Source organism: Bradyrhizobium sp. Kon69 (assembly GCF_055807515.1).
In genome coordinates, this window is the sequence record NZ_JBVVOS010000011.1 from 1 (window position 1) to 26,803 (window position 26,803).

The 26,803-nt window shown below is 63.8% G+C and carries 27 protein-coding genes and 1 tRNA gene; 9 read left to right on the plus strand and 19 right to left on the minus strand.

The genetic code is table 11. From position 1 onward, the window contains the following. Positions 1-434: 434 nt before the first annotated feature. A complete protein-coding gene (locus AC0L3U_RS16095) occupies positions 435-2,300 on the plus strand; it encodes an alkaline phosphatase family protein (protein ID WP_473362379.1) in 1,866 nt (621 codons plus the stop codon). Between the two features lie 56 nt (positions 2,301-2,356). Here AC0L3U_RS16095 and AC0L3U_RS16100 read toward each other — a convergent pair whose 3' ends face one another. Next, positions 2,357-2,944, minus strand: coding sequence for a hypothetical protein (locus tag AC0L3U_RS16100; protein WP_473362380.1), 588 nt, complete (start codon positions 2,942-2,944; stop codon positions 2,357-2,359). Positions 2,945-3,336: 392 nt separating this feature from the next. Here AC0L3U_RS16100 and AC0L3U_RS16105 point away from each other — a divergent pair, with 392 nt between their 5' ends. Beyond that, positions 3,337-3,996 carry a peroxiredoxin gene (locus tag AC0L3U_RS16105; RefSeq protein WP_473348220.1) on the plus strand — a complete coding sequence of 220 codons (660 nt, stop codon included), beginning with the start codon at positions 3,337-3,339 and terminating at the stop codon, positions 3,994-3,996. A gap of 54 nt (positions 3,997-4,050) precedes the next feature. On the opposite strand, the gene AC0L3U_RS16110 is transcribed toward AC0L3U_RS16105, so the two are convergent. Further along, positions 4,051-5,781, minus strand: coding sequence for a methyl-accepting chemotaxis protein (locus AC0L3U_RS16110; RefSeq protein ID WP_473362381.1), 1,731 nt, complete (start codon positions 5,779-5,781; stop codon positions 4,051-4,053). Between the two features lie 77 nt (positions 5,782-5,858). Between AC0L3U_RS16110 and AC0L3U_RS16115 the strand changes: the two genes are divergently transcribed. Both AC0L3U_RS16115 and AC0L3U_RS16120 read left to right on the plus strand, forming a co-directional pair. Continuing rightward, the gene (locus AC0L3U_RS16115) at positions 5,859-7,370 is read left to right on the plus strand and encodes a cryptochrome/photolyase family protein (protein WP_473362382.1); all 1,512 of its coding nucleotides are present in this window, start codon (positions 5,859-5,861) and stop codon (positions 7,368-7,370) included. Between the two features lie 66 nt (positions 7,371-7,436). After that, positions 7,437-7,751, plus strand: a complete 315-nt coding sequence (locus AC0L3U_RS16120) for a histone (RefSeq protein WP_473362383.1) — start codon at positions 7,437-7,439, stop codon at positions 7,749-7,751. Between the two features lie 56 nt (positions 7,752-7,807). Here AC0L3U_RS16120 and AC0L3U_RS16125 read toward each other — a convergent pair whose 3' ends face one another. The 3 genes from AC0L3U_RS16125 to AC0L3U_RS16135 all read right to left on the minus strand — a co-directional run bounded on the left by AC0L3U_RS16125 (position 7,808) and on the right by AC0L3U_RS16135 (position 10,069). Beyond that, on the minus strand, positions 7,808-8,551 hold the full coding sequence (locus AC0L3U_RS16125; RefSeq protein ID WP_473362384.1) for a hypothetical protein: 744 nt from the start codon (positions 8,549-8,551) through the stop codon (positions 7,808-7,810). A gap of 97 nt (positions 8,552-8,648) precedes the next feature. Further along, positions 8,649-9,521, minus strand: coding sequence for a DMT family transporter (locus AC0L3U_RS16130; protein ID WP_247361829.1), 873 nt, complete (start codon positions 9,519-9,521; stop codon positions 8,649-8,651). A 101-nt stretch (positions 9,522-9,622) separates the two neighbouring features. Continuing rightward, entirely contained in the window at positions 9,623-10,069 is a 447-nt protein-coding gene (locus tag AC0L3U_RS16135) for a hypothetical protein (RefSeq protein ID WP_007603109.1), read from the minus strand. 288 nt (positions 10,070-10,357) lie between these two features. On the opposite strand from AC0L3U_RS16135, the gene AC0L3U_RS16140 reads away from it, so the two are divergent. After that, the gene (locus AC0L3U_RS16140) at positions 10,358-10,621 is read left to right on the plus strand and encodes a hypothetical protein (protein WP_027567447.1); all 264 of its coding nucleotides are present in this window, start codon (positions 10,358-10,360) and stop codon (positions 10,619-10,621) included. A gap of 26 nt (positions 10,622-10,647) precedes the next feature. Here AC0L3U_RS16140 and AC0L3U_RS16145 read toward each other — a convergent pair whose 3' ends face one another. Further along, a complete protein-coding gene (locus tag AC0L3U_RS16145; protein ID WP_473362385.1) occupies positions 10,648-11,109 on the minus strand; it encodes a host attachment protein in 462 nt (153 codons plus the stop codon). A gap of 312 nt (positions 11,110-11,421) precedes the next feature. Between AC0L3U_RS16145 and AC0L3U_RS16150 the strand changes: the two genes are divergently transcribed. Both AC0L3U_RS16150 and AC0L3U_RS16155 read left to right on the plus strand, forming a co-directional pair. Next, positions 11,422-11,694, plus strand: coding sequence for a hypothetical protein (locus AC0L3U_RS16150; protein ID WP_473348213.1), 273 nt, complete (start codon positions 11,422-11,424; stop codon positions 11,692-11,694). Positions 11,695-12,131: 437 nt separating this feature from the next. After that, positions 12,132-13,097, plus strand: a complete 966-nt coding sequence (locus tag AC0L3U_RS16155; protein ID WP_456769476.1) for an AraC family transcriptional regulator — start codon at positions 12,132-12,134, stop codon at positions 13,095-13,097. A gap of 61 nt (positions 13,098-13,158) precedes the next feature. Here AC0L3U_RS16155 and AC0L3U_RS16160 read toward each other — a convergent pair. The 3 genes from AC0L3U_RS16160 to AC0L3U_RS16170 form a co-directional block, all read right to left on the minus strand. Further along, positions 13,159-13,235 (minus strand) — tRNA-Arg (locus tag AC0L3U_RS16160). Positions 13,236-13,387: 152 nt separating this feature from the next. Further along, positions 13,388-13,948: a hypothetical protein gene (locus AC0L3U_RS16165; RefSeq protein WP_473362386.1), complete on the minus strand. Its 561-nt coding sequence runs from the start codon at positions 13,946-13,948 to the stop codon at positions 13,388-13,390. Positions 13,949-14,107: 159 nt separating this feature from the next. Beyond that, positions 14,108-14,677 (minus strand): hypothetical protein, encoded by a 570-nt coding sequence (locus AC0L3U_RS16170; protein WP_473362523.1) that lies wholly within the window; start codon positions 14,675-14,677, stop codon positions 14,108-14,110. Positions 14,678-14,856: 179 nt separating this feature from the next. Between AC0L3U_RS16170 and AC0L3U_RS16175 the strand changes: the two genes are divergently transcribed. Next, the gene (locus tag AC0L3U_RS16175; RefSeq protein ID WP_007603095.1) at positions 14,857-15,240 is read left to right on the plus strand and encodes a VOC family protein; all 384 of its coding nucleotides are present in this window, start codon (positions 14,857-14,859) and stop codon (positions 15,238-15,240) included. Positions 15,241-15,290: 50 nt separating this feature from the next. Here the strand turns inward: AC0L3U_RS16175 and AC0L3U_RS16180 are convergent, their stop codons facing one another. After that, entirely contained in the window at positions 15,291-15,788 is a 498-nt protein-coding gene (locus tag AC0L3U_RS16180; RefSeq protein WP_473362387.1) for a hypothetical protein, read from the minus strand. Positions 15,789-16,045: 257 nt separating this feature from the next. On the opposite strand from AC0L3U_RS16180, the gene AC0L3U_RS16185 reads away from it, so the two are divergent. Then, positions 16,046-16,396, plus strand: coding sequence for a GrlR family regulatory protein (locus tag AC0L3U_RS16185; protein WP_085395594.1), 351 nt, complete (start codon positions 16,046-16,048; stop codon positions 16,394-16,396). A 103-nt stretch (positions 16,397-16,499) separates the two neighbouring features. Here the strand turns inward: AC0L3U_RS16185 and AC0L3U_RS16190 are convergent, their stop codons facing one another. The 9 genes from AC0L3U_RS16190 to AC0L3U_RS16230 form a co-directional block, all read right to left on the minus strand. Beyond that, a complete protein-coding gene (locus AC0L3U_RS16190) occupies positions 16,500-19,187 on the minus strand; it encodes a PAS domain S-box protein (protein WP_473362388.1) in 2,688 nt (895 codons plus the stop codon). 124 nt (positions 19,188-19,311) lie between these two features. Further along, positions 19,312-20,226, minus strand: coding sequence for a DMT family transporter (locus AC0L3U_RS16195; RefSeq protein ID WP_473362389.1), 915 nt, complete (start codon positions 20,224-20,226; stop codon positions 19,312-19,314). 80 nt (positions 20,227-20,306) lie between these two features. Further along, on the minus strand, positions 20,307-21,122 hold the full coding sequence (locus tag AC0L3U_RS16200; RefSeq protein WP_473362390.1) for an NUDIX hydrolase: 816 nt from the start codon (positions 21,120-21,122) through the stop codon (positions 20,307-20,309). A 4-nt stretch (positions 21,123-21,126) separates the two neighbouring features. Next, on the minus strand, positions 21,127-22,080 hold the full coding sequence (locus AC0L3U_RS16205; RefSeq protein ID WP_473362391.1) for a dihydrodipicolinate synthase family protein: 954 nt from the start codon (positions 22,078-22,080) through the stop codon (positions 21,127-21,129). A 28-nt stretch (positions 22,081-22,108) separates the two neighbouring features. Continuing rightward, positions 22,109-22,987, minus strand: coding sequence for an SDR family oxidoreductase (locus AC0L3U_RS16210; protein WP_473287530.1), 879 nt, complete (start codon positions 22,985-22,987; stop codon positions 22,109-22,111). Between the two features lie 180 nt (positions 22,988-23,167). Next, positions 23,168-24,028 (minus strand): MaoC family dehydratase, encoded by an 861-nt coding sequence (locus AC0L3U_RS16215; RefSeq protein ID WP_473362392.1) that lies wholly within the window; start codon positions 24,026-24,028, stop codon positions 23,168-23,170. 194 nt (positions 24,029-24,222) lie between these two features. After that, entirely contained in the window at positions 24,223-24,612 is a 390-nt protein-coding gene (locus AC0L3U_RS16220; RefSeq protein WP_473362393.1) for a Zn-ribbon domain-containing OB-fold protein, read from the minus strand. Further along, positions 24,612-25,769 carry a thiolase domain-containing protein gene (locus AC0L3U_RS16225; protein WP_473362394.1) on the minus strand — a complete coding sequence of 386 codons (1,158 nt, stop codon included), beginning with the start codon at positions 25,767-25,769 and terminating at the stop codon, positions 24,612-24,614. Before AC0L3U_RS16225 ends, AC0L3U_RS16220 begins: the two co-directional genes overlap by 1 nt. A 501-nt stretch (positions 25,770-26,270) precedes the next feature. After that, on the minus strand, positions 26,271-26,741 hold the full coding sequence (locus tag AC0L3U_RS16230; protein WP_473362395.1) for an immunity 26/phosphotriesterase HocA family protein: 471 nt from the start codon (positions 26,739-26,741) through the stop codon (positions 26,271-26,273). Positions 26,742-26,803: the final 62 nt, after the last annotated feature.

The following is a 26,803-nucleotide window of genomic DNA, read 5'->3' on the forward strand; positions in this document are numbered from 1 at the left end:
CGACAATCTCGCACAGTGGACCGCGGGTGCCAGCCGGCACCCGGTCTTCCCTGCGCCCTCTTTCAATTGAGGGTGAGACGACGAAGCAAAGCTCGGGCGAACAAGCCGCGAGATGGCGAAGGTGTGTCTGCGATCCGGAATGCGAATGGAAGCGCGACGCTGCCACCCACAGACTCCGTCATTGCGAGCGCAGCGAAGCAATCCAGTCTGCCGCCGCGGAGAGATTCTGGATTGCTTCGCTGCGCTCGCAATGACGATGCTGAAGCAGTTGCCTGCCGACACCGCGATCTCGTGCCCCGGATGCAACGCAGAGCGGGGCCCCTACCCTTCTTTGCATGGCGCTCCGCTCTTGTAACAAAACCGTCATGCAGCGAAACTAAACGAAGCCGGGGGCCGCGGTTGGCGGCCAAGCCGCCTCGCAGGGAGAGATTTTGATGCGTCGTTCACTGGTGTTGCTGTCAGCCGGACTGACAGTGTTGTCCGCCGGAATTTCGACCGGACCTGCCTCCGCAGAGAACAACACGCCCCGTAACCTGATCCTGTTCATTCCGGACGGTCTGCGGGCGCTGAAGGTCACACCCGAGACTGCCCCCGCGATGGCCGAAATCCGCGACAAGGGCGTCAATTTCAAGAATTCGCACTCGCTATTCCCGACCTTCACCATGGCCAACGGCTCGGCGATGTCGACCGGCCATTATCTCGGCGATACCGGCGTGTTCTCCAACACGATCTGGACCAACTACACCTCGGTGCCCGCAGGCGACACCGTGGTCCCCTTCATTGAGAACGACGCCGTGCTCGGCGACATCGACGAGCATTTCAAGGGCGACTATCTCAACGAGGACACGATCCTGAAGCTGGCGCGGGACAAAGGCTTCAGCACCGCCGCGCTCGGTAAGCATGGTCCGACCTATCAGTTCGACCACACCGACAAGCCCGAAAAGGCCGGCCTGCATTCGATCGTGTTCGACGATGCCACGGGCGGCAAAAATGGCGTGGCGCTGTCGGACGAGGTCAAGGACGCGCTGACCAAGGCCGGCCTGCCCCTTGCCACGCCGCCGCGCGGCGACAACTCCAAGGCGGGCGATGCCAAGACGCCCGGCACTACCGTCGCCAACGTCGCGCAGCAGGCCTATTTCGCGGACGTCGCGGCCAAGGTCGTGCTGCCGATGTTCAAGGCCCGCAACAAACCGTTCGTGCTGGTGTTCTGGTCGCGCGACCCAGACGGCAGTCAGCACAACACCGGCGACAGCCTCAACCAGATCATGCCCGGCATTAACGGGCCGACTTCGATGGCCGGCATCAAGAATGCCGACAACAACCTCGCCCAGCTCCGCAAGGCGCTGGACGAGCTCGGCCTTGCAGCAAACACCAACATCATGGTTCAGGCCGACCACGGCTTCTCGACCATCTCCAAGGAAAGCAAGACCAGCCCCTCGGCCAAGCTCAGCTATGACGACACCCCGAAGGACTTTTTGCCGATGGGCTTTCTGGCGCTCGACCTCGCAAAGGCGCTCGAACTGCCGCTGTTCGATCCCAACGACAAGAATGCGAAGATCGAGGGCAACAAGCATCCCAAGGCCGGCAACGGTGTCCTCGGCAAGGATCCGGAAAAGCCCGATCTCGTCGTCGCCACCAATGGCGGCTCGGACCTGATCTATCTGCCGAACAAGGACAAGAAGCTGGCGGCCCAGACCGTCAAGACGCTGCTCGAGCAGGACTACGTCTCCGGCCTGTTCGTCGATGACTCGCTCGGCCGCTTCCCCGGCACCCTGCCGCTGTCGAGCATCAACCTGCGCGGCAAGGCGGCGACGCCGACGCCGGCGATCGTCGTCAACTTCCGCTCCTATGCCAGCGATTGCGGCGAGGCGCCGACCAACTGCTCGGTGCAGGTCGCCGACACCGTGCTGCGCCAGGGCCAGGGCATGCATGGCAGCTTCAGCCGCGGCGACACCATGAACTTCATGGCCGCCATCGGGCCGGACTTCAAGGCCGGCTATGTCAGCGAGATCCCGGTCAGCAATGCCGACGTCGGCATGACGGCCGCCCAGCTCCTCGGCCTGCGCGGTTCGCAGAACGGCGGCCTCGTCGGCCGCGTGATGTCGGAGGCGTTGCCCAACGGCGTCGTTCCGAAGGCGTACAAGGGGGTCGAGAAGTCGAAGAAGTCCGAAAACGGCCTGCAAACCGTGCTGAACTTCCAGCGCGTCGGCAGCCAGCGCTATTTCGACACCGCCGGTTTCCCGGGCCGCACGCTCGGGCTCGAGTTGGACACCGGCAAACAAAAAACGGCGGGGAAGTAACCCCGCCGTTCAAATGCGTCCTCGTGAGAGGCGCAGAATTTTACATGCCCAAAATCTTACATGCCGATGTCGAACACGTTCGGCAATTGGCCCGCCAGAGGCAGCGCGGTGGCGCCCAGGAAGGTCGCCACCATCGCCATCAGGCGACGGTTGTTGTGGCGCTTGCCGCGCATCTGGCCGGCGATCCACTCCAGCATTTCGCTGTTGACCTTGGAGGCATAGGACGGCGCCCAGCCCTCGATATCGGACTCGGCCGACAACGCGACGCTGCGCGGCGGCACCTTCAGGCCGGAGGCGCTCGCCGCATAATGGGCGACCGCCTTGGCCAGCAAATCGTCGAACCGGCCACCATCGGTGCGTTCGGTCGCGGCTTCGTTGATCTCGAACAGCACTTCGGCTTCAGCACGGCTGACCGGCTGGTCGTTCACGGCTGTGGCGGTGAGAATGCGGGCGCACCACGCGGTGTCATCGGCATCGAGCGAGCGGGAGAAATGCACCCTTCCCTTGGTGGTCGGGCCTTCGCCCGTGATGACGCCGTCGCGCACGATGGTCAGTGCATGGGCCGAGGTATCGCGGCAGGACGGTTCGAGGCGGGACAATTCGAGGGACGGCGACTCAACAGACTTATGCGCAGCGGCAGACATAGTTCACTTCCAGATTTCTTCTGATCGGCCAGCATTTTCATGCCGGCGTAAAGGGGTGGTTAATGATTCGGTACGGGGAGCGCGACTTTTTGAGATAGTTGCCAATTGGTCGCTGTCAGGACCAGTTTGGTTCTGGGAAGCGACGGGCGAGCGTGATGGAACTCATAAAAGGCTTTCTCGGGGCAATCGCACCCGTATAGCCCCGGTGGAGATGTTTCGCCGCAGGCGCCGCTGTAACAAAAAGGTGCTAGGAAATCAGGCCTTCAAAGAAGGAATTCACATTTTACTTGAAGCGGTTCAGTTAGCGTTCACTTGGGATCGCGGAGACCCTATAATGGTCACGACGGTCAAAGATGAATTCACAAGTAAATTCAATAACATGAGGTAGAACCATGACACTTCCGATCGGCGCCACCGCCCCCGACTTCGAAGCCGAGACCACCGAAGGGAAGATCAAGTTCCACGACTGGATCGGCAATAGCTGGGCGCTGCTGTTCTCGCACCCGAAGGACTTCACGCCGGTTTGCACGACCGAGCTCGGCGCGCTCGCCAAGCTCAAGCCGGACTTCGACAAGCGCGGCGTCAAGCTGATGGGCCTCTCGGTGGATCCGGTCGATCGCCATTCGAAATGGTCGGAGGACATTAAGGAGACGCAAGGCGCAGCGCCGAACTTCCCGATGATTGCTGATACCGACTACAACGTCTCCAAGCTGTACGGCATGCTGCCGGCTGCCATCTCAGGCGACCCCCTTGTCCGCACCGCCGCCGACAACCAGACCGTCCGCAACGTCTTCGTCATCGGGCCGGACAAGAAGATCAAGCTTGTGCTGGTCTATCCGATGACGACGGGCCGGAACTTCCAGGAGATCCTCCGCGTGATCGACTCGCTCCAGCTCACCGCCAAGCATCGCGTCGCGACGCCGGCCGACTGGTCGCAGGGTGACGACGTCATCATCGCGGGCTCGGTCTCCAACGACGAGGCCAAGACGATCTATCCGCAGGGCTGGAAGGAGCCGAAGCCCTACATCCGGATCGTGCCGCAGCCGAAATAAAAACTGTCATCCGGGGCGACGCGTCGGCATCGCCCCGGATGACGATGTCAGCTCTTACGCCGCGCGCACGCGTTCGAGGAAGCCCTCGACCTCGGCCTTCAGGTGCAGGCTCTCGCCCGACAACGCCTGGGCGGAGGCAAACATCCGGCTGGACGTCTCACCCGTCTCGTTCGCACCCTCGGCGGCCTGACGGACGTTGACGGCGACATCGGCCGTGCCCGATACCGCCGCGCGAACGCTGGCGACGATGTTTTGGGTCGCACTCTTCTGCTGCTCGACCGCCGCCGAGATCGAACCCGCGATGCCGCTGATGCGCTCGATGGTCTGGCTGATCGCCTTGATGGCGACAACCGATTCCTCGGTCGCAAGCTGCATGCTGGCGATCTGGTTCGAGATCTCGTCGGTCGCCTTGGCGGTCTGGCCGGCGAGCGTCTTGACCTCCTGGGCCACCACCGCAAAGCCGCGGCCGGCATCGCCCGCGCGCGCGGCCTCGATGGTCGCGTTCAGCGCCAAGAGGTTGGTCTGCTCGGCGATCGAGGTGATCAGCTTGACGACATCGCCGATGCGCGCGCCCGCCTCGGAGAGCTGCGCGATGCGCTGATCGGTCGCCTCGGCCTGCCGCACCGCCTCAGCGGAAATGACGTTCGATTCCTGCACCCGCCGGGTGATTTCGGAGATCGATTGAGACAGCTCGTCCGAGGCCGACGCCGCCGAACGCACGTGCTCGGAGGCGTTTTCGGAGGCTCCCGCCGACCGCGCCGACAGATCGGCGGTGGAGCGCGCCGTGTCGGTGAGCTGCCGCGCCGTCCGCTCGAATTCGCCTGACGATGTCAGCACCTTGTCGAGAATGCCGCCGACACCGCCGCGGAACTCCTCGACGAAATTGCGCAGGTCGGATTTGCGCTGCTCGGCGGCTGCGGCCGAAGCCGCCGCCTGCTCGCTGCGCATCCGCGCCCGCTCCTGCGAATTGCTCCTGAACACCGCGACCGTGCGGGCGATCTCGCCGATCTCGTCGGCGCGATTCTCGCAATCGATCTCGACGTCGCTTTGACCTTCGGCGAGCGCCGTCAGCGAGCGCGTGACCGAGGTGAGCGGTTTGGTGACACGGCGGACGACCAGCAAGGTCAGGACCAGCACCAGCAGCGCGGCGAGCCCGGCGGCGATCGCCATACTTTCGATGGTGTGGGCCAGCATGCTCTCGAACTGAGCCATCGGGATGCCGACATAGAGGATGCCGGCGACCTTGCCGCTGGCGTCGGCGATCGGGAAATAGGCGGTCATGAAGGACTTGCCGAACAGCGTGGCCGGGCCCTTGTAGGCCTCGCCACGGCGCAGCAGCGCCTGCGCCGGATGATCGGCGGCAAGCTGGGTCCCGACGGCGCGGTCGCCATTTTCCTTTTTCACATTGGTCGAGCGCCGCACGAACTGCCCGCTCGCATCGTCGAATACGAACAGGGTGGCGTTGCCGCCGACATAGGACACCGCGCGATCGACGATGGCGTGATCCTTGAAGTCGGGCATCTTGGGAATTTCGGCGCGCGCCACCGCGCCATCCCGCATCGTGATCTTCGCATCGGGAACGATCTCGGCAAAGGCCAGCGCCAGCGTGCGCAAGCTCACCTCGATGTCGCGCAGCGCACGATCGTTGAAAGCGGAGCTGAGCGACCAATAGCCGGCGCCGACCACGAGCGCCGTATTCATGGCGATCAGCAGCACCGCGCATAGGAGCGCCTTGGTGCCAAGTTTGAATTGCGGCAGAAACTTCGCCGTTGCTCGTCCGTACATGAATGGAATGACTCCTGTAATTCCTGCATATTCGTGCAATCGACTTACGGCCACATTAACGCGGTTCCCATCGCGGCATGCTTTCCAAATCGTTAACGAGGACACCCCTGACCACGCCCAGAACGACGCTAAGGACTACGCCAAGCGCTCCGCCCATCATCGTCTGGTTTCGCGATGACCTCCGCCTGTCCGACCACCCCGCCCTCCACGCTGCCGCCAAGACCGCTGCGGAGACCGGCGCGCCGGTGATATGCCTCTATGTGCTGGACGACGCGGCCGGGCGAGCGCCGGGCGCCGCGGCGCGCTGGTGGCTGGCGCAGTCGCTGCGGGCGCTCGGCGCCGATATTGCCACGCGCGGCGGATCGCTGATCCTGCGTAAGGGGCCAGCGGCCAAGGTGATCGCGGAGGTGGCGCGTGAGAGCGGAGCGCGTTCGGTCTACTGGAACGGGATCGCACAGGCGCCGCATCAGGCGATCGAGCGGCAGCTCGAAGCGGCACTGGCAAAGAGCGGCGTGGACTCGCAAAGTTTCCCCGGCGACTTGCTCGTTCCGCCCGCGGCGATCCGCAACAAGGAAGGCCGCGGCCTGCGCGTGTTCACGCCATTCTGGCGGCGCGTGCTGGCGCTCGGCGATCCGCCGAAGCCATTGCCGGCGCCGAAGGAGCTGCGTCCTGCGCCCACTGTCGCCAGCGAGGCGCTGGAGACCTGGAAGCTCGAGCCGGACAAGCCCGATTGGGCCGGCGGCCTGCGCGAGACATGGACGCCCGGCGAAGCCTCAGCCCGCGCCCGACTGCGCCACTTCCTCAAGCACACCGCACAAGGCTATGTCGGCGATCGCGACCGCCCGGACCGCGAGGGCACCTCACATCTGTCACCGCATTTGAGGTTCGGCGAGCTCAGCCCGCGCCAAGTCTGGCACGCCGCGCGATTCGCCGCGGCGGAAAATCCCGCGATCGGACCCAGCATCGACAAGTTCCTGAGCGAGCTCGGCTGGCGAGAGTTCTGCCGGCACCTGCTGCATGACCACCCCAACCTTGCCACCGAAAACCTGCAAGCAAACTTTGACGGCTTCCCATGGAAGCCCGACGCCAAGGTGCTCGCAGCCTGGCAGCGCGGGCGCACCGGCTATCCCCTCGTTGACGCCGGCCTACGCGAGCTCTGGCACACCGGCGTGATGCACAACCGGGTGCGAATGGTCGTCGCCTCGTTCCTGGTCAAGCACCTCCTGATCGACTGGCGCGACGGCGAAAGCTGGTTCTGGGACACACTGGTCGATGCGGATGCCGGCAGCAATCCCGCCAACTGGCAGTGGGTGGCCGGCTGCGGCGCCGACGCGGCGCCCTATTTCCGCGTGTTCAATCCGGTGCTGCAGGGCGAGAAGTTCGACCCGGATGGAGCCTATGTCCGGCGCTGGGTGCCCGAGCTAAAGGACGTGCCGGCCAAGCTGATCCACAAGCCCTGGGAGGCCACGCCGATCGAGCTTGCGAGCGCTGGCGTCACGCTCGGCAAGACCTATCCGCAGCCGATCGTCGATCATGCCAAGGGACGAGAGCGCGCGCTCGCCGCCTACGCCAAGATCCGCAAAGGTTGAGCGTTGCTTTGACACAATTATGAAACGCGCTATCGTCATCGCTCCATGCAAACCGTGGGGGACAATATGGACGACGACAAGCCGATCACCGAACAGGCGATGGACACGATCACCACCGCCGTGGAAGCGACCAAGGACGCCGCTGTCACTGCGGTGAAGAAGGTCAGGAAAGCCGCCAAGAAGGTCGCGAAGAAAGTAGCGCCGAAGAAGGCTTCCAAGAAGAAAGCCAAGAAGGCTGCGAAGAAGGCCACCAAGAAGACTTCGAAGAAAGCTGCGAAGAAGTCGAAGAAGGCGGCCAAGGAGTCGTCGAAGAAGACCGCAAAGAAGGCGACGAAGAAAGCTGCCAAGTCGAAAAAGAAGGCCAAGAAGGCCAAGCGCTGATCGCAACGCTCAAGTCTCCGGGGGCGGACGCGCCCGGAGACGGCTCCAGCGATGCCCTACCCCCGCCGCTTAGCCGCGCGCCGGCCCGGGTGATGCTCGCCCTGCGGATCGCGAAATTCGCTGCGATGGCCGCGCCGGTCCTCGGCGTCGAAGCGCCGCCGTTTCTCGGGCGAGCCGAACGCCTTGATCACCTTCCTGCCGTTGACCTTCTTGATGACGTAGCCGCCCTCGGTCATCGAGAACGGCTCCTTCAGCGTTCCCTTGTGGTCGAACTTGGTGCCCGGGCGGTGCTTGAACGGTTCGAACCAGGACGGATAGACGAAGTTCGACATCTCGAAGCCGGCGACGAAGAAGGTGTCCTCTTCCACGGCGTCACAGACCTCATAGGCATATTGGGTGTTCCGGTTTTTGTCGGCCCAGAGATTGGCCATGGGATCGAGCACCATCTCGAACAGCTCGTGCGAGGCCGCCACGCTGACCGGCTCGTCGCCCAGCGCCTTGACGAAGATCTTTGAGATCGGCTGGCGGCGATGCGTCAGCTCATGGCGGCCGAGCATGTTCTTGTGGGAGGCCTCGTCAAAATAGACCAGCTGCCACTCGCCCGGCTTCGGCTTTTCGCTGACATAGAGGTCGACCGGATAGCCCCACACCGGCAGGAAGTGCTTGTCGTAGCATTTCTGGAGCGCCGCTGTGAGCCTGGCCATCTTGCGGCCGCTGATCGTCGGCTCCGCGTAGTTGATGCAGGCAATCCGGACCGGCTTCAGGGACCTACCAAGCAATGCGCGTCTCGCCTTCTTCATGGAAATCACCTGTGAAAGAGCCACTAAAATGCGCCGACCCTAGCACGATCTTGCCGCGCACGTCAGGGATGTATTCCGGCGGCCCGGCCCGCCGGTCCTAGAAGCGCCGGTTGACCACGAACACCGCGGCCGCGCACATCACCATGCCCGCGATCGCCAACGCATCGAGCTTTTCTCCAAACAGCAGATAAGCCATCAGCGCCGTCACGGCGGGCACCAGATAGAACAGGCTTGCAACAGACGTGGCGGCGGCATGGCGGATCAGCCAGTACAGCAGCCCGATCGACCCGATCGAGAGGGCCACGGCGAGCCAGGCCAGCGCCAGCATGAACTCGCGCGTCCAGTGCACCACGCGGTCCTCGAACAGGAAGGCGCCGATCGCAAAGAAGATCGTGACGGACACGTACTGCACGAGATTGCCGGCGCGCCAGTCGATGTGGTTGCAGTAGCGGCGCTGATAGAGCGTGCCGAGCGTGATGCTGATCAGCGAGACGACGGAGGCGAGCCAGCCGAGCCCGGCTTCGCCGGTCATGGGACGGCCGTGCAGGATCAGCACGACGCCGCCGAGGCCAAGGACGAGCCCCGCCCATTGCACCGGCGTCACCTTCTCCCCGAGCCAGCGGTTGGCGATGGTCGAGGTCAGGATCGGCTGAAGGCCCGGAATGAGCGCGGAGAGCCCGGCCGGAATCGAGTGCGCGATCGCGATTGCGGTGCCGCCGAGATAGAAGCCATGGACGAGAATGCCGGCGACGGCGCTGTGCGCGATGCCGATCCGGTCCGGCCATTTCGGCCGCGCAATCGCGACGATGATCGCCATCAGACCGACCACGAACGCCATGCGGATGGCGAGATAGGTCAGGGGATCGGCATTGTTGACGACGTATTTGGTGCCGATGAAGCCCGTGCTCCAGAGCAGGACGAACAGGATCGGCGCGGCGCGGGCGGTCAGGGCTTCTTGATTATGATTCATTGCCGCCTCATTGCCCCACCGGGGGCCAATGCGGCAATGCGAATTTCGGCCAATTTCGTCCGGACGATGCTGCGCTGCGACGGACCGGACGGTTCAGCCGCTCACCATTCGTCCGGACAGGGATCGATGATCTTCCAGAGCTCGACGCCGTTCTTGATCTTTTTCATGTCGGTGGTGAGCCCGCCATTGCGGCGTATCCAGTCCTTCACCGTGTCGGGGTAATAGGCCATCAGGTCGGACGTCCCCTCCGCGCTGGTGACCTTGATGCCGAAGGTGAAGGCCTTGTCGTAGTAGGCTTGGTGGAAGCCGAGGCTGGCGCGCGGCGTCACGCAGATCTTGTTCATCGGCACGATGCCGAGCACCAGGGTGCAGGCCGAGTTGCAGATGCCGTCGATGATGACGCGCTCGCCCTTCTCGCGGACGCGCTTGTACTTGGCCTTGTACTCCTCGACATAGCCGCCGTGGTCACGGGTAATGTGCAGCTCGGCCCGCGCCGGCGTGGCGGCGACGACCGAGAGCAACAGCAGGCTCAGAAGCGTGATGCGCATGGCGAGGTGACGGCGAAAGCCTTCAGGAATGGACCGGCCTATGGATCCCAAGAAGCCGGCAACAGGAGTCTTGAGCTAATTCTCTTTGGTCACACTTGTGTGGGGAATTCGTTAAGCATCTCGAAAAGGCCAAAAATGGGCAAGTCGGACCACAGAACCGGCAATTCTGTCACACCCACCCGGGAATCTGCGGGATTGGCCCCGATTTCCGGGCTGCAGACGGGTGTTCCGGCCGCCCGAACTGGCTATAAATGGCTGACCTATTCGTGCGGGTTCCGGAGATTCGAGATGAGCAAGTTGAAGCTTGTAGCCGCGATTGCTGCCCTGTCGGCCGCAATCCTTGCCCCTGGCCTCGCAGAGGCACGGGGACATCACCGGTACCACCGCTATACCACGAACCCGCTGCCCTACCCGATCAGCTATCTCCACAATTACGGGCCCGGCATGACTCCCGGGACGTTCGCCTTTTACGACGGCCCGTCGACCAACCATTGCTACCAGAGCGCAGCCGCCTATGTCGGCCAGGACCGCCGCCGGCACCCCTGCTACTGAGGGGCGCAGGCGCGTCCCAGGGGCCGCTATTTGGCGGCGCCCGACAGCAGCAATTGCTTCTCGATTTCGTAGACTGGCAGTTTGACGAGGTCCTTGCCGACCTCGCCTTGGAGTGCCTTGCGCACCACATCCGAATAGTCGGCGCGGATCATCCCAAGCGCACGCGGCGAGGCCACCATGGTCAAGGCCGAGGTCTCGCCTGAGCTGACGGCGGCATCGAGCCGTCCGGCCAGGCTGCGCAGGAAGGCGCGCTCGGCCTCGTCATGCCAATCAGTCTGCTCCACCGAGCTGCGCGCGGTGCCGGCCGCACCATGGAGCCTGCCCGGCGCGTCGCTCCCTTGCGCGCTGGTCGACGGATTAGGCTGCTCATGCACTTCCCTGGTGTGGAGGTTCGGAAACATCTCGTCGCCGAGGTTTTCCAGAATGAGCGCCTTGCGCCCGTCGCACACGACCAGCCAGTCACCCTTGTCGATTCTCATTTTGTCCATTGCACAGCTCCAAAGCGACCTCGCGAGCCTGCTCTTCGAATTGCTCGAAAGGCTGGCCACAAGGCTAGCTTAGGGACGAAGCCGCATCGGAGAATTGCGCGGGATCAAGGAGGGCGGCGATGTCCTGCTGGGCGCAAACGCAAGCACAGCATTGGTCAAGAGCGCGAACCTGGGATAGTCTGCCGGAGCTAAAGGTCAGGCCTGCGGCGGGCTGGCTGAAGACCTGTTCATCAGCATTACATTTCGCCCCCGCCACAATTTGATCAGAACAAACTTAGATATCCCTGTATTGCGTAAGCGGAGAAAGACATCATGAAGCTTAGAATTGGCCTCGTCGCCGCGACCTTGCTGGGTGCGTTGGTCGCATCACCGGCGGCGTTCGCCATGCCCATCGCGCCTGCTCCTGCGACGCCGCAGGTTTCCGACGTCGAGCAGGTCCGCATGGTCTGTGACGCCTGGGGACGCTGTTTCTGGCGCCCGAACTACTATGGATACTACGCGCCGCGGCCCTACTACGGTCCCCGGTATGCACCGCGCTTTTATGGCGGGCCTCGCTATTACGGACCACGCTATCGCCGCTGGTGATTCTAAAGGGGCCCTCCGGGGCCCCTTCGCTTTTGCGAGATCAAGGATGTTGGTCTGGAGTCATTCCAAAACTGATCTAGATCAAAGACGAAATCCGCCACGCCGTCATTCTCCGATGATGGTCGATTTGATCGTTTTTCGATGTCCCCAGACGGGCATGAATGTGCAGACACATTTGGAGAAGCAACAGAGACAGGAGGCACAGAGCTTTGCCTCCTTCGCCTGTCCCGCCTGCACGCGGCTGCATTTCATCGATCTCTCCTCCGGCCAGCCGATGACTCGAGACCGTTGACGACGACATCGATCCGCCGGCTTGATGCCATGATGTCCGCAATACTACGGCCCGGAATCCGGTTTACTGAAGCGCGATGTTTCGCCATTGATGGCGATGTACTGACGTTCATTTGATTGTCACATTGCGACAGCCGGCCACACGTATGTTGTTCGACGCCCTCGCCCCTTCCTCGGCGCTTCAATTGATCGGCTTTGCCGACGTCGATGCGTTTCGGCCGATCGAGTCGATGGAGGATGCGAGAAGCATTCCGCTCGACGTCCGGAATTTCGCGGCGGCTCGCGCTATCGTCTCCCTGCCCGGCTGCCGCATCGTCATGATGCGCTCGTTCGCGCGCATCCTCGACGGCGCCTATCGGATGCCGGGCGGGATGGTGATCCTGCCCATGACGGACGACCTTCAGGTCAATTCCAAGGGCATGGATCTGGACGCGCGTTTCTTCATCGCGCTCCGCGGCAGCGATGAATGCCATTTCGTCGAGCGCCGGACCAATCATCATGCGATGATCATCTTCTCACCCGGCATGAGCGACCGGGGCTGGTTCGATCGGGCGGACGATTTGCGAGCCTATGGCGCGAACCGCCCCGCTTTGCTCCACATACGGCAGCTCCTGCTCGACATTCTGCGAACCGCGTCGGTGCAGCCGGCCCTGTTCGAAACGACCGAGGTCGCCGCCCATCTCCAGGAAGGCCTGCTGCTCGCGCTCGACGATCTGTTTCGTATCGATTCGCTCTCGGACCGGAGTGCCTCCGTCCGGGGCGAGCGGTCGATCAAACTTGTGCAACGGATCGACGATTACGTCGCAGCACATCCGACTGCTCCGATCTATACCGCCGATCTCGCCGGCGAGTTTGGCGTCTCGATCCGCACGCTCGGCGGCGCCGTCAGCAAGGTGCGTGGCATGAGCCTGCACCAGTACATTCGCCTGAAAAAATTGTGGGAGACCCGGTCTCGTCTTCTCAAGGGCAGCGGCGCCACCGTCGCCACATGCGCGCGCGCCCAAGGCTTTCACCATTTGGGAGAGTTTTCCGCAGCTTACCGCGCGATCTTCCACGAAGCGCCGTCCGACACGCTGGCACGAGGCCGGCAAGCCGGTCCGACGGCTAGCTGACGGGGGCAGGCCGCTGCGGCGGTCGTTGTTGTCAGCGCCCTCTTCGGAACATTTCCGGAATTGGCGCGCTCGGAGAGATTCGAACTCCCGACCCTCGGAATCGAAATCCGATGCTCTATCCAGCTGAGCTACGAGCGCCCTGGCCCAGACGATGGGCCGCAACCGAGACGCCCCAGATCGCTGCTGGCGAGCCAGCAGGCCGGACGACGTTCGGATGGGTTCGAATTAGCAGAGAGGCCGTCCAATAAAAAGCCCTTCCCGCCCCGATTCGAGACGGGTCAGACCCGCCCTTACCAAGTGCTGTTGAAGAAGCCGAAATGCGGCTGCTGCGCCATCACCATCATCGGCCGCCCTTGCTGCGGCACCGGATGCGTTCTGGCGATCTTGCGCTTGGGCTGCTGCGCCGAGATCTGAGAGGGTTGGGTCTGAGCGGGCTGGGCCTCCGGAATCTGGGCCTGCGCCTGAACTTGCGGCTGAATTTGCGTCCTGGCTTCGGTCTTCCTGACCGCAGCAGTATCGGCCTTCCCGGCAGGCGTGAATTGGGCGAACGTCTCGCGGACCCGCGCCTTGGCTGATATCTCGGCCAAAGCGGGTGACATGCCCTCCACGGGCGGCTGGGGAGCCGCGACGGCGGCGACCTTCACCGCAGGGGCGGCAAGCGTCGGCTGACTGGTGTCGAGTACGACACGCTCCGGCAGGTGGCGATCGGACCGGATCCGAATCAACGGCTGTTCGTTGCTTGCGGTTGCGATAGCCTGCGTCACAGGCGAAGTCGGTAGAACGTAGTTCGCCGCGAACAGCAGTGCGAGCAAGGCTCCACCGACAAAGAAGAAATACCGAAAGATGGGCATTGGCCACGCTCCGCCCGCCGCATCCCCGCGTGGGCTCTCCGCCTTAACAGGCGATCATTTAATTGGTTCCTGGCCCAGCCGTTCGGTTCAAATGGCGACGCCAAGTTTTTCGGCCAAGCCCCCAGGACAGTAACTTTTCCGCTACCCGGCATGCCGGCCTTATGTCCGACGTGCTGCCACAAGCGAGCACTTTGCCTGATCGGCATTCACGTTGACGAAGCCGACAGGAATGCGCGCAAAAGTCTTGCGGCTCTTCATGCTGACCGGATCCGCCAGAACGCGGGTGCGGTCGGTGAGATGACTGCCATCGCGCCGCGCAAAAGCGCAGACGATCTCGACATCCTTTACGGCATAGTCGTTGTCGTTGCGCAGCGTGAGCGTCACCAGCGCCTTCGAGCCAAGGCCGCCGCGGCGCCAGGTCTGAGATGAAATCCTGATCCGACCGAGTTCTGCCATTGTCGGAATCGGAGCTTCGGAAGCGGGCGACACGGCGGTCGCATCCCCCGAAGGCGCCGTCTCCACCGCTGCCACGTCAGATCTCGCCGATTCGGCGCTGTTGCCTCTGGAAAGAGGGAGCAGCATCCAGATGCCGCAACCGACGATGATGGCCGCCAACAGCCACAGCAGGCCTCGCCCAAATGAAACGCTCGCGATCGTCACCGCCCGCGCCAGTCGCTCGCCGGTTCCGGCGAGACGCCCTAACCCGATGCGGTCAAATCCAGCGCTCATGGTTGCCTCACCGATCGCGGCGGAAGCACGTTCGACAACGGATTCGGCCACTGCTTACCTTAATCCGGAAGGCGAACTAAGGTTCCCGCGCAGCTGCCGAGTCGGCAAGAGCGGTGGCGGTCACGGGCCGAGGCCGCTAACATGCGCTGCAACATCAAGATCCGTCGGGAGAACACGAAATGCCAGTCGTCACTTGGGATCACGTCCATCTGCGCAGCCCCGATCCGGAGGCCACGGCGGCCTGGCTGCGGGACATCCTTGGTGGCGAGATCGTGCAAGCGCCAGGACGGATCGACGTGAATCTCGGCGGCGCAAGGATCTTCATTGCGCCACTCGAGGGCGACAATGCGGTCAACCCGCCGCCGCCGCACCCGCATCAAGGCCTCGACCATTTCGGTCTCACGGTGAAGGACATCGACGCCGTCGCCGCCGAGATCAAGGCCAAGGGCGTCACCTTCACGCGCGAACCGACCACGATCCGCCCCGGCGTGCGCATCTGCTTCATCCGTGGCCCCGAAGGCATCTCCATCGAGCTGCTCGAGCGCGACAAGAAATATACCTGACACGGCACGTGCCGCGTCGGTTCACCGGGCGACGTGCCGCCCGGCGCGCCTCAAGTCATGCTGCCGGGCATGAAGCAGCGGACGGCGACGCCCATGTAGCCGTAGATCGGCCAGACCATGGTGCGCCCCACCCGGTTCGGCTCCGAGATCACGGCCTCCTCGGGCACGTCGACCCAGACGAGCTCCTGCGGTCGGCCGTCGATCATGTAGCCATAACGCGGGACGCGGACCCGATAGTGCCCGTCCTTGCTGTCCCAGTCGGTGTCCGAGAGCGCCGAGCCGTCGGCATCGGAGCAACAAGGCCCCTTGCCGCTTCGCAGTCCGTCGAACCAGGCCTTCAATTCGGCATTGGTGTTGACGAACTGGCCGCGGTCGCGCGCGTGGCCGAAGGGGGCCGCGAGTGCGATCAGGGCCAGGACGCATGCTAGGCTCGCCACGGTTCGCCAGCGCGCCGCGCCGCCGATCCGCCGTTGTCGTGTTTCGCAAATCGTGGAACGCACACTGTACAGACGCGGCTTCTCGCCGCCGGAATTGATCCAGTTGCTCACGTTTGTCTTGCTCCAGCACCCCGCGGCCAGTGCAACAATGGTTATGCATTTCGCGGGCCAACTTGATTCGCAACGACTGGCCCCGCTTCATGATCAGACCGTCATGGCGGTGTCACAGACAAGCCGGGACAACTACGGCTCACGGGCAAGCTCGCAAGGTCGGCGGCCAAACTGCCGCGTTGCGTGGCCGCATGCGCTTTGGCATAAATGCACTACCGGTTACGCCATTGGGCGATGGCGGCCGGCCTCGGGACGTTATGAAGAACGGCCTCTATTCGATTCACGTGAACCTGCTCGATGGTCGGGTCGGCAAGGGCAGCGGCGTGATTCTGTTTCGCGACGGCAAGATTCTTGGCGGCGATGCCTACCTCTATTACACCGGCAGCTACACGGTGAAGGACAACACCTTCAAGGGCGAGGTGCTGGTCCAGCGTCACACCTCGCCGCGGGGTGACGACAATCCGCTGTTCGGCGGCCCTGCCGCGGTCGGCATCGGCCTCAGCGGCACCTTCACGGAGACGCGCGGGGACATGACGGGCACCGCGCTGGTCGGCAAGGCCAGCCAGATTTTCGGCGCGACACTGCACAAGCTTGCAGAGGCCGACTAGAGCATTTTCGGTTCTGATTGAATCAGAACCTCAGCTCTCAATTGTTGTTTCGACGTGTTTTCTTCACCCGAGCCGGCATCCACCTCGCTCGAAAACGCGCGAGCTATTCCGCGGCCTGCTCGAGCGGCGCCACGCGCGGCAGGATGATCTGGATACGTGTGCCGCTGCCCGGTTCGGAATCCAGATCGAGCCGTCCGCCGAGCCTGTTCGTGACAATGCTGTAGACGATGTGCAGCCCGAGACCGGTGCCGCCCTGGTCGCGCCGCGTTGTGAAGAACGGATCGAAGGCACGGCGGCGGACGTCGAGCGACATGCCGCAGCCATTGTCGGAGAAGATGATCTCGACATTGTCCTTGCCGGACTCGCGCACCTGGATGTCGATGGTCCCCGGGCGGCCGTCCGGAAAGGCGTGCGCCACCGCGTTGAGAAACAGATTGGTCAGCACCTGGCCGTACGGTCCGGGATAGCTGTTCATGGTCAGATCAGGCTGGCACTCGACATTGAGCGTCAGATTGTGCTTGCGAAGGCCCGGCCGCAGACTCATCACCACCTGCTCGGTGAGGTCACCGAGATCGAAGCTGCGCTGGTCCGAATAGTTGCGGTCGGCGGCGACCTGCTTGAACGACTGGATCAGCTCGGCGGCCCGATTGAGATTGGAGACGAGCTGCGAGGACGCATCGCGGCTGGTGTGGAGAAAGTCGTTGAGCGTGGAGCGGCGCAGCTCGCCACGCTCGACCTCGGCGGTGAACATCGCGGTCTTGCGTTCCAGTGCGGAGGCGACCGTGAGGCTGATGCCGACGGGATTGTTGACTTCGTGCGCGACGCCGGCGACGAGGCGTCCGAGCGCCGCCAGCTTCTCCGCCTCGATCAGCGAGGCCTGGGTCTCGCGCAGATTGCGCAGCGCGGTCTCGGCGGATTCCTTGGCTTTCCGCATCTCCTGCTCGCCGCGCTTGCGCTCGCCGATGTCGAGCGCCACGGTGACGATCCGCTCGATCTCGCCTTCGGCATCGAGCAGCGGCAGCTTGTTGACGAGCCATTGCCGCATGTGGCCGGACGAATCAATGTACTCCTCTTCGTAGAAGCCGAGACCTTTTCGCAGCGTCAGCACGCGCTTGTCGCTCTCGTCGGATTTGGCCGCGCCGTAGCGCGACATCAGGTCGGCCGTGGTGCGGCCGAGCGCATCGCCGGGCTCGATGCCGAAGATGCCGGCCATGTAGCGGTTCATCAGCACGTAGCGCAGGTCGCGGTCCTTGACGTTGATGACCGCGGGCACGGTGTCGATGACCTGCTGGAGCAGGCGCCGCCCTTCGGCAATGGCGTCTTCCGCGCGCTTCTGGTCGGTGATGTCGCGCAGCGTGCCCTCGTAGCGGACGATATTGCCCGCCTCGTCGCGGACGCCGGTGGCACTATCGGACAGCCACAGGATGTCGCCGCCGCGCTGGCGCACCTGGTATTCGAACTCGCGCACCATGCCGTCGCGGGCCATCAGCCGCTGATATTCGACGCGCGCCTCGGGATTGAGATAGATGGTGTGGGCGATGTCGTTGATGCTGTCGATCAGCTGCTGCGGACTGTCATAGCCCATCATCCGCGCCAGCGCCGGATTGGCGTTGAGGAGATCGCCGGCCGGTGTCGTGACATAGATGCCGTCGACCGAGCCCTCGAACAGTTTCCGGTAGCTCTCTTCGGCGAGGCGCTGCTCGGTCAGTGCGCGCACCGCCGCCTCGCGTGCCGTGTCGGCCTCCTCCAGCGCGCGGCGGAACACTTCGGCTGCGCGTGCGATATCGCCGATCTCATTGTCGAGGTCGGCGGACGGGATCGAGGTGTTCTTCTCGCCGGCTGCGAGCGCGCGGATCGACCGCGCGATCTGGGCGAGCGGACGGACCGTCCGCCGCACCACGAAGCCGGCCGCGAGAATGCCGATCAGCACACCGATGGTACCGAGCACGATGCTTTGCCAGCGCGCCTCCGTCAGCGTGCGGGCGAAGTCGCGCGACAGCACGTGACCGCGGCGGGCGCTGACCTCGCGCAGCAATTCGGTGACGCGGCCGATCAGCCGGCCCTCGGTTCCCAGCACCTCGCGATCGATGTCGGCGATCTGCCGTTCACGGACAGCGACTGCGATGATCGCCTCGGCGTAGTCGTTGACCGCCGATCTGAGCTTGGGATCGGTGACGCCCATCGCCCGCATGCTTTGCGCCGCCTGCTCGGCCGCGGAGGGGTTGCGCGCAAGCAACCCGAGCGCGATCCGGCTCTGCGCTTCCGACAGGCGGGACGCCAGCTCCCGGTCCCCGGTGCCGGAGACAGCCGCGTCGAACTGGTCGCGGAGCGGCGGCAGGCCGGCAAGCAGCTGGGCGCGGCGGTCGATCAAGGTCGAGATCCGCTCCAGGCCGCTGCGATAGGTCGCAAGCCGCTCGCTGACCCCGTCGATCATGTCCTGCTGCTCGGGCACGAGCTCGATGCGGGTCTTCTTCAGGATGTCACTGAGCGTCGAGGCCGCCTCGCCCACCTGCTTGAACTGGATGCCGGCGCCGGGATCGGTGACGAAGTCGCGCGCGGCGAGCCGCAGCTCGTTCATGCGGCGGTCGATATCCTCGGCGAGGTCGCCGACGCTCTGCAGCCGCTGCAGCTCGGCAAAGGTCGTGTCAATGTGCCGGATCGCGATCACGCTCGCGGTCGAGGTGACGATGATCACCGCCAGCACCAGAAGGAAGCTGCCGAAGGTAAGCTGGCCGATGGAGAGCGAGAATGTTCGCTTTTTCTCAGGGGTCGGCGTCAATTCGGCGGACATTGGTGATGTGAGAACCGGGCTATTGGAGCTCCAATATACGACGTATTGCGGTCCCGGGGGAACATGCCTCTCGCCGCCGAATATCCTTAATATTGAAGCCCTGCCGCCCTCCTTGGCTCCGGTTTTATGACGTTTTGACGCCGGCCGGCCGCCGGGCCGGGATGGTCATGGCGGCGACGCCGAGGACGACGCAGGCAAGGCCGATCCAGGCGGTCCGGCTCAGGCTCTCGCCGAGGAAGGAGACGCTGATGCCAACCCCGATCGGCACGCGGAGATAGGCCTGCGCGGTGGTGCCGACCGAGCCCAGGGTCTGGATCAGGCGGAAATAGATCACGAAGGCCGCTGCGGTCGAGAAGGTCGCCAGCGCGAGCAGCGCCAGCACGGAACTCAGCGAGGGCGACAGTGTCCAGGGCTGCTCGACGATGAGCGAGGCCGGTATCAGTGCCGCCGCTCCCGCCAGCAGCGAGCCGGCCGCGGGCGCCATGGGATCGAGGCCCTTGAAGCCGCGACCGAAGATGGCGGCGCAGGCGTAGCAGATGGTGGCGGCAACGATGGCGGCCTCCGCGACGAGGCCGCTTCCGACATCATGGACGGCATCGACGCCGACGATCAACAGGATGCCGGCCATGCCGGCGACCACCCCGACCAGCTTTCGCGGTGTCGTCGCCTCGTGACGCGTCACGACCGCCGTGAGCAGGAAGGTGAAGATCGGACCTGCCGAGTTGAGGATGGTCGCGAGCGCGGCATCGACATGGCGCTCGCCCCAGGCGATCAACGTCCAGGGGATCACGCTGTTGAGCACGGCCTGGAAGGCGAAGCGTTGCCAGGTCGCGGCATCCTTCGGCATTCTGATGCCGCGCGCCCACATGATCGTGAGCAGCAGCAGGCCTGCAATCGTGGTGCGCGCCGCGATCAGCGTGATCGGCGGAATGGTGGCGACGCCGAGCTTGATGAAGGTGTAGGAGCCGCCCCAGAGCGTGGCCAGCGCGAGCAGCAGCGCCAGCTCGACGATAATGTTGTTGTCCTGCCGGTTGTCCATGACGAGTGCCCCGTCCCGTTGTCAGGGACGGAACCTAGCGCCTCTGCCCTCTCTGATACTTCGCTTTGTGTCGAAGTGTCCTAGCCGACCGCCCCGACCTCGAACACTTCGCCGTCATAGCCGGCCTCGCGGGGGATTCGGAGCTGACGGCCGGTTTCGGTCTTGGTCATGACAGGCATCACCGTCACAACCGCCATGCCGCGGGCGTGCTCGAGCGCGGCACTCACGCTCGACTGCTTGGCGAGCCGGATCAAATTGCGCGTGGTCGGGAACGGCAGCTTGAAGCGACCACTCTCGCCGCCCTCCACCGCCTCGCGCGGCGAGACCCAGATCGAATCGGTCGACTCCCGGCCGTCATGCGCGCCGAGCTGGTCGGGAGGTGCTGCCGCAAGGAAGAACCAGGTGTCGAAACGTTTTGGCATCCCCTCGGGCGTGATCCAGTGTGCGTAAGGCACCAGCGTATCGAGCGCGAGCTGGAGGCCGTTGTCGGCCAGAATGCTCAGGAAGCTGACCTTGTGCTCGTTGAGCGCGACGCGATGCGCATCGGCGATCTCGCCGGCGCGCCTGGCACCGACCGGCGTGCCCGATTCTTTCGACCGCGCCAGCAGGATGCCGCTTTCCTCAAAGGTCTCGCGGATCGCGGCGATCCGAAATCCGCGGTCCGCTTCGCTCAGGCCCTCGCCGCCCGAATACAGGTCGGAGCGCTTGACGATCTCCTGATCGCCGGCATCGACGCTGCCACCGGGAAACACCAGCGCGCCCGAATTGAACTCGATCTGATGATGGCGGACCATCATGAAGACTTCAATTTCGTCGCGGCTCTTGCCGTCGACCTTCACGCCGTCGCGCAGCAGGAGGATCGTCGACGCAGGGCGTGATGCTGATGCCTCGGCCATTCGATTAACCTGCGGCGCTGGATTGTGGGCCGAGATTGGCGCGCTTGTCGATTCGGGCGACGCGCGACAGCAGGTACTCGACCTCTGCCTTCGCCGCCGGCGTGATAGTGGCGCCGGGCTTGCGCTGGGCGCTGGAGGCGATGATGCCGCGCTTCTGCAGCACGTATTTGCGCACGGCAAGGCCAGCACCAGGCTGCTGCTCGTAGCGGATCAGCGGCAGATGCGCGTCGAACAGATCGTGGGCGGCGTCGCGCTTGCCTTCCTTCGAAAGTCGCACGACGTCGATCAGAAGCTCGGGGAAGGCATAGCCGGTCATGGCGCCGTCGGCACCGCGCTCCATCTCGAAGTCGAGAAAGAGCCCGCCATTGCCGCAGAGGATCGAGAGCGGCCGCAGCGAGCCGTCCTTCTGGAAGTTGCGCAGCGTCGAGATCTTCTCCAGCCCCGGCCAGTCCTCGTGCTTGAGCATCACGCAGTTCGGATTGTCGGTGACGATCTTGCGGATCACGGCGGGAGTGAACACCACCGACAAGGTCAGCGGATAGTCCTGGAGCACCCAGGGTACGTCGGGGCCAATCGCCTCGGCCGCCTGCTTGTAATAGCCGATAATCTGGTCGTCGGTCCGCAACGACGGCGGCGGTGCGATCATCACACCGGCCGCGCCTGCCTCCATGGATGCTTTCGCCAGCGAGCGCATGGTGGCGAAACCGGGCGCGGAGACGCCGACGATCACCTGCATTGTCTTGGCGCGCTTGACGAAGCGTACCGCCACCTGCTCGGCCTCGGCGGCATCGAGCTTCGGCGCCTCGCCAAGAATGCCCAGCACCGTGACGCCGTCGCAGCCGACCTCCTCGTAGAAATCGGTCAGGCGGTCGATCGAGCGCTCGTCGATCCGGCCGTCATCGTGGAACGGCGTCGGCGCGATTGCGAAGGTGCCCTTGGCATCGGCGGTGAGTTTCATCGTTGTCCTTGTTTCTCTCTGTCGATGGCTAAAACCGCCGCGCCCCCATCTTGATCTGCTCTTCGGAGAAGAAGATCTCCTTGGCATGATCGGCGATGTCCTGGGCCTTCCAGCCCGTGTGCGGCGGCTTCCAGCCGTCCATTTCCATCATCCGCATTTCGCGCACGCCGCGGGGCCCGGACACGCCCAGCACCTTTCCGGTCTGGTCGCCGGACAAGTCGCTGACCATGTATAGCACGGCCGGCGCGATGCCGTCCGGCTCCAGCGCCGCACCGGGGTTCTCCTTATAGCGGGGCAGGTCTGCGGTCATGCGGGTCAGCGCGCCCGGCGCAAGCGTCCAGATCCGGATGTTGTATTTACGGCCCTCGATTGCCAGCACGTTGGACAGGCCCCAGATGCCGCCCTTGGCCGCGCCGTAATTGCTCTGGCCGAAATTGCCGATCAGGCCCGAGGTCGAGGAAGTGTTGACGATGACGCCGCCGCCGTTTTCCCGCATCCAGCGAAACACCGGCATGGTGCAACAAAAGGTGCCCTTCAGATGCACCTTGATGACCTTGTCCCAGTCGGACTCAGAGGCCTTGGCGAAGGTCTGGTCGCGCAGGATGCCGGCGTTGTTGACGAGGATGTCGGCGCGGCCGAAGTGCTTGATGGCGTCGTCGAACACCGACTGGCCGCCTTCCATGGTGGAGATATCGGCGCCATTGGCGACCGCCTTGCCGCCCTCGGCCTTGATCGCATCCACCACGAGCTGCGCCATCGATGTGTCGGCGCCGGAGCCGTCACGGGGGCCGCCGAGGTCGTTGACGACGACGGAAGCCCCTTCCCGCGCGAACAGCTTTGCGTAGGCCTCACCGAGCCCCCCGCCCGCGCCGGTGATCAGCGCAACCTTGCCATCGAGTAGTCCCATGGTGGCGTCTCCCTGTTTTGTTTTTTTACCTCGCCCCGCTTGCGGGGAGAGGTCGGATCGCCCTTGCGATCCGGGTGAGGGGGTACAGGTCCCAATACCGTCTCGGCTCGTGGTGAGAGCCCCTCACCCCGCCCTCTCCCCGCAAGAGCGGGGCGAGGGAGACCACGGCCATCCCGTGTGCTAACCCAGCACCGTCTTGCCGTTCTTGATCACGGTGACGCCGCGCGAATTCACCTTGGCTTCGAACGAGATCACGCTGCCGTCCTTCCAGAGGTCCATCGTCACCGTCTCACCGGGGTACACCGGCGAGGAGAACCGCGCGACGTGCTGGCGGAAGGCGGAGGCGTCGTAGTCGGCATAGGTCTGGAGCACGCCGCGGCAGGTGATGCCGTAGGTGCACATGCCGTGCAGGATCGGGCGCGGGAAGCCGGCCTTCTTCGCGAACTCGGGATCGCTGTGCAGCGGGTTGCGGTCACCGCAGAGACGATAGACCAGCGCCTGGTCGGGGCGCGTGACGATGTCGATCGTCGTGTCGGGTGCGCGCGACGGGATCTTGTGCGGATCCGGCTGGGTCAGGTTCGGCCCGCCAAAGCCGCCATCGCCGCGGGCGAAGCGCGAGGCGACCAGCGTTGCCAGCTTCTCGCCCTTCTCGTTCTTGAGCACGGTCTGGTGGCTGATGACGACGCCCTTGTCCTTGCCCTTGTCGTAGACTTCGACCACGGAGGAATCGGCGGTGATGTGCGCGGCGACCGGCAGCGGCTGGTGGAAGGTGATGTCGCGCTCGCCGTCGACCACCATCACGCGGTTGAGATTCATCTCGCCGGGCCCCGCGCCCCACGCCGCGACGGAGGCGAAGGTCGGCACCACCTTGAGCGGCCGCGGCGTCAACGTGCCCTCGTTGACGAAGGCGAGCTCGTTCTCGTCCATCGGATCGGCGCCGAGCCCAATGCCGTAGGCATAGAGCATCACTTCGCGATCGGTGTAGGAATATTTCTGGCCGAGGTTTTTGAGGCCTTTGAGTTCGTCGTATCTGGCGGACATTTTTGTTTTCTCCCGAATGTCTTCGGCACCGCCAATTGAAGTGCCCTCTCCCCTTGTGGGAGAGGGCAGCGAGGACGGTGCAACAAACTCACTTGGGTGAGGGGTTGCTTCCGCAGTGAAAGCTTTCTCCGCGGAGCGATACCCCTCATCCGGCGCTCCGCGCCACCTTCCCCCACAAGGGGGGAAGGAAGAAACTAAGCCGGCGTAAAAAACGGCAGCGGCGCCCCGTCGGTCGGCTTGAACACCACCTTCACCTTCTGGCCGATCTTCAACGTCGTCAGATCGCAATCGACAAAATTGGTCTGGAGCGACGGCCCCTCCTTCAGCGCGACGTAGCCAATCGCGTAAGGACCGGTCGGCGACTTCCGCATCAAGCTGTAAGTGTAGATCGTGCCTTCGCCCGAAGACTCCTCCCACACCGTCTTGTCGGAGTAGCAGAACGGGCAGATCGCGCGCGGGAAGTAATGCGCCTCGCCGCAGGCGATGCAGCGCTTGATCATGAACTTGCCCTGCTTGGCCGCGTCCCAGAACGCGGCCGTCTCGGGGTTGGTCACCGGGGCCGGATATTTCTTGGCTTCGCTCATCACACGCGCTCCAGAATCGCCGTCGAGGCGGCATGACGAACACCCAAAAGCCCGCCGGTGCCGTGGGCGATGGCGAGATCGCAATTTTGCACCTGCACCTTCGGATGCGCCTCGCCGCGCAGTTGCCGCACGGCTTCGAGGATCTTGGTCATGCCGCCGCGGTTGACGGGATGGTTGCTGCAGAGACCACCGCCATCGGTGTTGAACGGCAGCTTGCCGACGCCCGAGATCAGATTGCCGTCGGCGACGAACTTGCCGCCCTCGCCCTTCTTGCAGAAACCGAGGTCCTCGAGCTGCATCAAGACGGTGATGGTGAAGCTGTCGTAGATCGAGGCGTATTTGATGTCCTTCGGCGTGATGCCGGCTTCCTCGAACGCACGCGGGCCGGACCAGATGCCGGCGGAGTATGTGAGGTCGAGGTCCTTGCCGCCGCGCGGACCCTTCATCGCCTCGCCATGGCCGATCAGCTTCACCAGCGGCTTCTTCAGGCTTTTTGCGATCTCGGGCGTCGTCACGATCAGCGCGCCGCCGCCGTCGGAGACGACGCAGCAATCCATGCGATGCAAGGGATCGGAGATCATCGGCGAGTTCAGGACGTCCTCGACGGTGACGACGTCCTTGAGCATCGCATGCGGATTGTATTGCGCATGGTGCGAGGCCGCGACCTTGATCCAGGCGAGCTGCTCGCTGGTGGTGCCATAGTCGTGCATGTGGCGCATGGCACACATGCCGTAGGCATTGTGCGTGGTCGCACCGTAAGCCGTCTCGAAATCGGCCTCGGCGCCGGCCGCGCGCGGCGGCATCGCGCCGGTACGCGGCTTGCCGGCCAGCGTGATCAGCGCGATCGAGCACTTGCCCGCGGCGATGGCTTCGGCGGCATGGCCGAGATGGATGATGTAGGAGCAGCCGCCGGTCTCGGTGGAATCGACATGGCGGAGTTTCTTGGTGTTGAGGCCCAGATAATCGACCATCGGCCAGGCGCCGCCCGGAGCGTCGCCCGCGCAGAAATAGCCGTCGACATCGTCCTTGCTGAGCCCGGCATCCTCGATCGCGCCCTTGGCGACCTCGGCATGGAGCTGCGCGGTGGATTTGTCCGGCGCGTGCCGGGTCGGGTGTTCGTAGATCCCGGCAATGTAGGCCTTGCCCTTGATGGTCAAATAAGGTCTCCGCTGGCGTTTCTCGCTTCCGGTTTTTTCTGAACCGCTGCCGCCCTGTTGGCAAGCGCGGAAATATTCCGCCGGGCGAGAGGGCAGCGGGTTGGCGCATCATCCGAGGTGCGGCGGGAGCGCCTCTGCTTCCGCAGTCGTCATTGCGAGCGCAGCGAACCAATCCAGGAATCTTTCCGCGGACGCATTTCTGGATTGCTTCGCTGCGCTCGCAATGACGGGGGCGACGGGCAGAACCCTAAAGGTGTTTTGCCCGACGGCACAAGCGGTTTCGTTTTATCGAAAAACGTTTTTTCGCGAAAACAACCCCATGCACAGTAGAGCGATCGTTGATTTCAAACAGGAAATCCTAGGCGGGCGAAGCGAAGCATGCCCACCCTCTTGCTATGCAATCTTGGTGAGATCGTGGGCACGGCGCTTCTCGCCTCTGCCCACTGTAGGAGATCGGGTTTGCGAAAACATAGCCACCGACACCATCGTATGGCTTACCGACTAATGCGGCCGAGGAGCCAAGAGCTTTGAAATCTTTGTCTCGGCCGCTCCAGCACCGAACAGGCCGTCACTGTCCAACCCCTGCAGGTCATCATAATCTGAAAGGAGCTCGGATGCGCTGCGAAGCGGATCAACGTCCGAGTACCGCACCAACCAAGCCTTCCTCGAGATGGGATCTCGCCTGACAAAGTCGGGGATTGGCCAATCTGCCCGATCCCAGTTGGGCACCTTGCCGATGATCACCCATCGCCCGTCAATCAGTCCTAGGTCTCCGAAGCGAATTCTCGTCACGGCTTGGTCAGGATGAAGGTGATCGAGCGTTGCCGACGCTGACGTTTCAAGACGCGGACCGAAAAAATAGCCCAGCAGAACCCTTCCCACGCGGGTCGACCTCGCGACGACTCCACGAGCAAATCCGCCGTTTCCGAGCGGCATTGCGAACACAGAGCCTTCTTCGTAGGGCAGCTTCATCTGCTGTCGATCGCACCGTACGTGACCTAGTTAGATTAGCAGCCCTCGCTGAAGGAACCTGG